Genomic DNA, 5,848 nt, shown 5'->3' with positions numbered 1-5,848 from the left:
GGCACGTATGGGCGTGCCTTTTTCTATTCTGTTCGGAGAAAAAGGAGGATCGCGCATTTTTTACATGATAGCGCTGGGACTTGGGTCGCCAAGTAGACGAGGGAGAGGTTTATCGAAACATTCAGCGGGTGCCTCTCGGTTGCTGTAACCGTTAGTCAGCTGACAAAACCCGAAGTGATTCGGGCACAAAGCAGCTAAACAGCAAATACAAACAGGTTGGAGGATACCAAATTATGTGTGGTATTGTTGGATATATCGGTCAGGACAAAGCAACGCCGTTCTTGATTGAAGGCTTGTCTAAATTGGAATACCGCGGCTACGACTCGGCAGGTATCGCTGTCTACAACGGTGAAACGATCCGCGTCGAAAAAAGCCTCGGCAGACTCGAAGTACTCGAGCAGAAGATCAAAGGCAATGAGCCCGAAGGCTCTATCGGTGTCGGTCATACACGCTGGGCAACGCACGGCAGACCGTCCGACCGCAACTCGCATCCGCATACGGATTGCACGGGTAAATTTGTCGTTGTACACAACGGCATCATCGAAAACTTCATGAGCCTCAAAGAAATGCTCATCGAAAAAGGTCACCAATTCCGTTCCGAAACAGATACGGAAGTCGTAGCACATCTCTTGGAAGAAGTCTACGAAGAAGGCGAGCTTCTCGAAGACACCGTTCGCAAAGTACTCAATATGGTAGAAGGTTCGTACGCGCTTGTTATTATGAGCGAACATGATACGGATAAGATCGTCTGTGCAAAACAGGACAATCCGCTCGTTATCGGTCTTGGTGAAGGTGAAAACTTCATTGCATCCGATATCCCTGCCATCATTCAGCGTACGCGCCGTACGTATATCTTGAGCGACGGCGAAATGGCAGTCGTAAAAAGCGATTCTGTATGGGTATACAACCGTGACGGGGTGCCCATCACGAAAAAAGTATTCGAAGTCAACTGGGATGCCGAAGCAGCCGAAAAAGGCGGCTATGAGCATTTCATGATAAAAGAGATCTACGAACAGCCGAAAGCCATCCGTGAAACGATGTCGGCGCGTCTTGCCAAAGACGGTTCGGGCATTTCTCTCGATGAACTTAAATGGACGAAACACGACCTTGCCGACATTAAGAAAATTTTCATCGTAGCTTGCGGTACAGCATACCATGCAGGCGTTGTCGGCAAATACTATATCGAAAAACTCGCTCGCATTCCGGTCGAAGTCGATATCGCATCGGAATTCCGTTATCGCAGTCCGCTCGTAGATAAAGATACGCTTGCGATCGTTATCAGCCAGTCGGGCGAAACGAGCGACACACTTGCGGCACTCAAAGAAGTCAAAGCAATGGGCGCACGCACGCTTGCTGTGACGAACGTCGTCGGCTCTTCTATCGCACGTGAGGCAGACAATGTACTCTACACGTGGGCAGGTCCCGAGATCGCCGTTGCATCGACGAAAGCATACACGACACAGCTTATCATGATGTTCATGCTTGCTGTCTACATGGGTCAGCTCAATGGTAAAGTCGCTCCCGAACGTGCGGCAGAACTTGTAGCAGCCTTGAAACAAGTACCGACGCAGATCCACGAGATGCTTGAAGACGTAGAACCGATCAAAACATTCGCAACGAAATACGGCTTCAACGAAGATGTATTCTTTGTCGGTCGTTCGCTCGACTATGCCGTAGCACTCGAAGGCTCGCTCAAACTCAAAGAGATCTCCTACATCCATGCCGAAGCATATGCGGCAGGCGAACTCAAACACGGTACGCTCGCGCTGATCGTAGAAGGTATCCCTGTCATCGCACTTGCAACGCAGGAAGACATCTATGACAAAACCGTCAATAACATCAAAGAGATCAAAGCACGTGATGCCGTCGTCATCGGTATCGCGCTCGAAGGCGACAAAAATATCGCGAAATACGTCGATCACACCATCTTCGTACCGCGTACCAACTCGCTCCTTGCTCCGCTCCTTGCTGTCATTCCGCTCCAGCTCCTTGCTTACTATGCGGCAATTACACGCGGCTGTGATGTTGACAAACCGAGAAACCTCGCAAAAAGTGTAACAGTAGAATAAAGACGAACGGTACGCTGTCAAAAGCGTGCCGTTTTTGCATGAAAAAAGAGAAAATAAAAAATGAAAGTATTGAAAAAAACGTTTAATAGATATAAAATGAAAATACCAATAAAATGTCAAGAGGAATCACTATGAATAGGCCGGAAATATCAATTATCATCCCATTCTATAACGTAGAAGAATATTTGCCGCAATGTCTGGATTCTGTGTTGAATCAAACGATGAGTAATATAGAGATCATTCTTGTAGATGATTGTGGAACCGACAAGTCGACGATCATTGCCGAACAATATGCACAAAGAGATATGCGTATCAAGCTTGTTCGACACGAAACGAATCAAGGCATAGCGGTGGCTCGAAACAGCGGTGTCGATCATTGCACAGCACCGTATATTATGTTTGTCGACAGTGACGATTATGTAGAAGCAGATTATTGTGAAAAACTGCATCAAGCCATCGTATCATCGCAGGCGGACATAGCAATGTGTGCGACACGTTTATTCGGAGACCGACATAAAAAAATGAAGAGCTTGAAAAAGTACCTCCGACATAAATTCTCTGCAGAAACTGAGCTGACAGAATCTGTAATCGAAAAAACGAATTGTTGTTTATGGAACAAGATATATCGGAAAAGCATTATTGAAGCCAATCAAATGCGCTTTCCCGCAGGACTTAAACACGAAGACGAATATTGGTGGCGGCTCTATGCGCTTCACAGTAAACGCATGGTCTATATTGAAGATGTGCTGTATCATTATCGACAACGTGTGAGCAGTATCATGTCTGATGTTCGTGTTAAACGGAGCATCAATCAAGATATGATGAAAAGTGCGATTGCGTTGTATCGTGAACTTAAAAAGAATGGAATTGATGAGCATCGTCGTTTTGCGATCGAATTTTTCCTGCGGGCGGTAGTGACTGCGATCGTACGAAATAGAAGCAAAGAAAGTCGGGAATGTATTTTAGATACAGCGACAGCGTTTATCCAAGATGAACATATCACGGAATTTGATTGCAGCCTGAGCGGTCAGCGACTCTTGAAGTTGATCATGGCAAGAACGGTAGCGACCAACCGGAAATATTTGGGCGGGCTCATCATTGTTAAAGAGAAAAAGCTTGACCGCGATATCAAATTTCTCGGTATCACGGTCTGGAGAGATCGCTATGATAAAACATGTGTAGTGGGAAATCTGTTTGGAATGATTCCGGTGAAAATACGAAAACAAGAAAAAAGAGAGCCGTGATAGGCTCTCTTTTTTAATGCGGTAATAAGAAGAATAGGGCTGGGTAGATAAGGATAAGGAATAGAAGCGTCGTCGAGATGAAAGCCGCCATGGTGAGATGTAAGTTGAGCCCGTAGATGCGCGCTGTGATGACGGCATTGACAGCTGTCGGTGTGAAGGAGAGTATCACGAGTGCGTAGCGCATAATATCATTGTCGATGAGGAGAAATGCGATGAGGTAGAGCAAGAGTGGTGAGATGGCGAACTTGATAACGGCGAGATCGACGAGCTCGCGATAGTGCGTGCGTATCCGTGCGAAGTCCATTGAGTAGCCGACGGGGATCAGCGCTGTCCATGCACCAAGATGAACGAGAAATGACGAAACACCGCTCAAATAGGCAGGGCGTTCGATATCAGCAAGCTGCAGTACGACACCTAAGAGGATGCCGACGACAGCTAGCTGATTGCGGCTGAAGAGCACCGAGCGGATCGATACGGAATGCTCTCGCACATTATTTTGTGCCTTTTCGTAGTAACGCTGTGCAAGCGGATAGCAGAACATAAACATTAGAATGTACTGCGATAATACGACGAGCTGTTGGTATGCGTACCCTGTTTCACCGTAGAGCAGGAAGACGCACAGACCGCCGATCGTACCGAGATTCGACAGGATAGCACTCATCACGTATCCGCCTTGATCGAGCGGACTTGTGTACTTCTGTTTCGATCGCCATGTAGCAATCATGCCAGGCACAAGCCCCATCAGCACACCCATTACAGGAAGCCAGATAAGCTCGCGCGAAAGCGGCAGTACCCAGAAGCAGAGAAACGAGAGAAGAGGATACACCACAAGGATGTTGTTTAAAATCATCTTATTGAAAAAGCCATCGCGCAAGTATGACTGCCGTTTGAGGAGATAACCTATCGTGATCGGCAGCAGAAGATCGAGCGACGAGATAAGTATTTTACTTGTCATATCCAAGAAAAGCACCTAGTTTCTATTACGTTTATAATTGTTTATTATAGCATAAATTTATAGGCTCGAGAAAATAAGAAAAGAGAAAAATAAAAAGAATACAGAATTCAACCCGTTTTAAAAAAGGGATTTGGCAGAATTTATAGAAATATTCTAAAGAATGAGGGAATTCATGCAATATTGTATGGGTCACCTATCTGTACAGAAGCTATCATATGAGAATAAGAGGAGGAGATCAGATGGCAATTGATGCAATCGTACTGAGAAGTGTCGATAATGTCGCGACAGCAGTACAAAACTTGAAAGAAGGACAAGCAGCGGCTACACGTCTTGACAGAGAGCTGATTCCTGTCGTAGTTGGTCAGGATATTCCGTATGGTCACAAATTTGCGTTCCGTGATATCAAAAAAGGTGAAGATATCTTAAAATACGGCGAAGTGATCGGCAGAGCAACGGCGGACATTCCGCGCGGTATGCATGCCCACGTACAAAATATCGAAAGTCTGCGCGGTCGCGGTGACTTGCAGAAGGAGGAAGCATAATGGAATTCATGGGCTATGGTCGTCCCGACGGACAAGTTGGTACGCGTAATTTTGTTGGTATCCTTTCGGCAGTCGTCTGTGTTAACGAAGTCGTAGAAGCGATTGCTCGTCAAGTACAAGGCACGGCGCGTTTTACGCATCATCAGGGCTGCTGCCAGACTCCGCTCGATATCGGTCTTGTTAACAAGGCTCTTATCGGTCTTGGCAAAAACCCGAACCTTCATTCTGTTATCGTAGTCAGCCTTGGTTGTGAAAGCACGGATCTCCAGGGTGTTATCGACGGTATCAAAGCCAGCGGTAAACGTGTTGAGCATCTTGTCGTGCAAGAGATCGGCGGTGCTACGCGCACGATCGCACAAGGCGTTCTCTTAGCACAGGAAATGGTCGGCGAAGCTTCGAAAGAACAGCGTAAACCGTTCCCGATCAGCAAACTTATCATGGGTATGAAATGCGGCAGCTCCGATACGTCGTCGGGTCTCGTTCCGAATCCTGCTATCGGTGTTGCATCCGACCTTCTCGTTGAAGCAGGCGGTACGTCTATCCTCGGTGAAGTAACCGAGTTCATTGGTGCAGAACATATCTTGGCAAGCCATGCTAAGAATAAAGAAGTGGCAGACGGCATCCTCGCACTCGTTGATCGTATGGAAAAACGTGCGATGGCAGTCGGTGAAGATATCCGTGGCGGTCAGCCGACGGGTGGTAACATCAAGGGTGGTTTGACGACGATCGAAGAAAAATCGCTCGGCGCGATCGCCAAAGCAGGCTCGGCTCCGATCCAAGCTGTATACGAATATGGCGAGTTCCCGGAAGCGGGCGGTCTTGTTGTTATGGATTCGCCGGGTCGTGAACCTGAAATTTTGACAGGTCTTGCAGCAGCAGGAGCTAACATCATCGTATTCGCAACGGGTCGTGGGGCTCCGCAGGGCTTCCCGTTCGTACCTGTTATCAAGATCACGGGCAGCCAGACGGCAGCAGAAAAAATGATCGACCATATCGATATGAACCTTGCGGCTGTTATCGATGGCGATGATACGATTC

General features: G+C 47.3%; 5 protein-coding genes. 4 read left to right on the top strand and 1 reads right to left on the bottom strand.

Going from position 1 to position 5,848, the window contains the following annotated elements; all coding sequences use genetic code 11:
- Window positions 1-233: 233 nt before the first annotated feature.
- On the top strand, window positions 234-2,069 hold the full coding sequence (gene glmS, locus IJN28_05055) for a glutamine--fructose-6-phosphate transaminase (isomerizing) (GenBank protein ID MBQ6713138.1): 1,836 nt from the start codon (window positions 234-236) through the stop codon (window positions 2,067-2,069).
- Between the two features lie 131 nt (window positions 2,070-2,200).
- Window positions 2,201-3,313 (top strand): glycosyltransferase family 2 protein, encoded by a 1,113-nt coding sequence (locus tag IJN28_05050; GenBank protein MBQ6713137.1) that lies wholly within the window; start codon window positions 2,201-2,203, stop codon window positions 3,311-3,313.
- 13 nt (window positions 3,314-3,326) lie between these two features.
- Here IJN28_05050 and IJN28_05045 read toward each other — a convergent pair whose 3' ends face one another.
- Complete coding sequence (locus IJN28_05045) at window positions 3,327-4,268, bottom strand: transporter (protein MBQ6713136.1); 942 nt, start codon at window positions 4,266-4,268, stop codon at window positions 3,327-3,329.
- A gap of 239 nt (window positions 4,269-4,507) precedes the next feature.
- Between IJN28_05045 and IJN28_05040 the strand changes: the two genes are divergently transcribed.
- Both IJN28_05040 and IJN28_05035 read left to right on the top strand, forming a co-directional pair.
- Window positions 4,508-4,810 carry a UxaA family hydrolase gene (locus IJN28_05040; GenBank protein ID MBQ6713135.1) on the top strand — a complete coding sequence of 101 codons (303 nt, stop codon included), beginning with the start codon at window positions 4,508-4,510 and terminating at the stop codon, window positions 4,808-4,810.
- Window positions 4,810-5,848: UxaA family hydrolase (locus IJN28_05035; protein MBQ6713134.1), on the top strand; the 1,039-nt coding region annotated here is incomplete at its 3' end. The genes IJN28_05040 and IJN28_05035, both read left to right, overlap by 1 nt.

The sequence above is a fragment of the Selenomonadales bacterium genome, assembly GCA_017442105.1.
Classification (GTDB): Bacteria; Bacillota; Negativicutes; order RGIG982; family RGIG982; genus RGIG982.
Note: the sequence above shows the minus strand (reverse complement) of the source record. Positions and strands in the feature narration are given on the sequence as shown.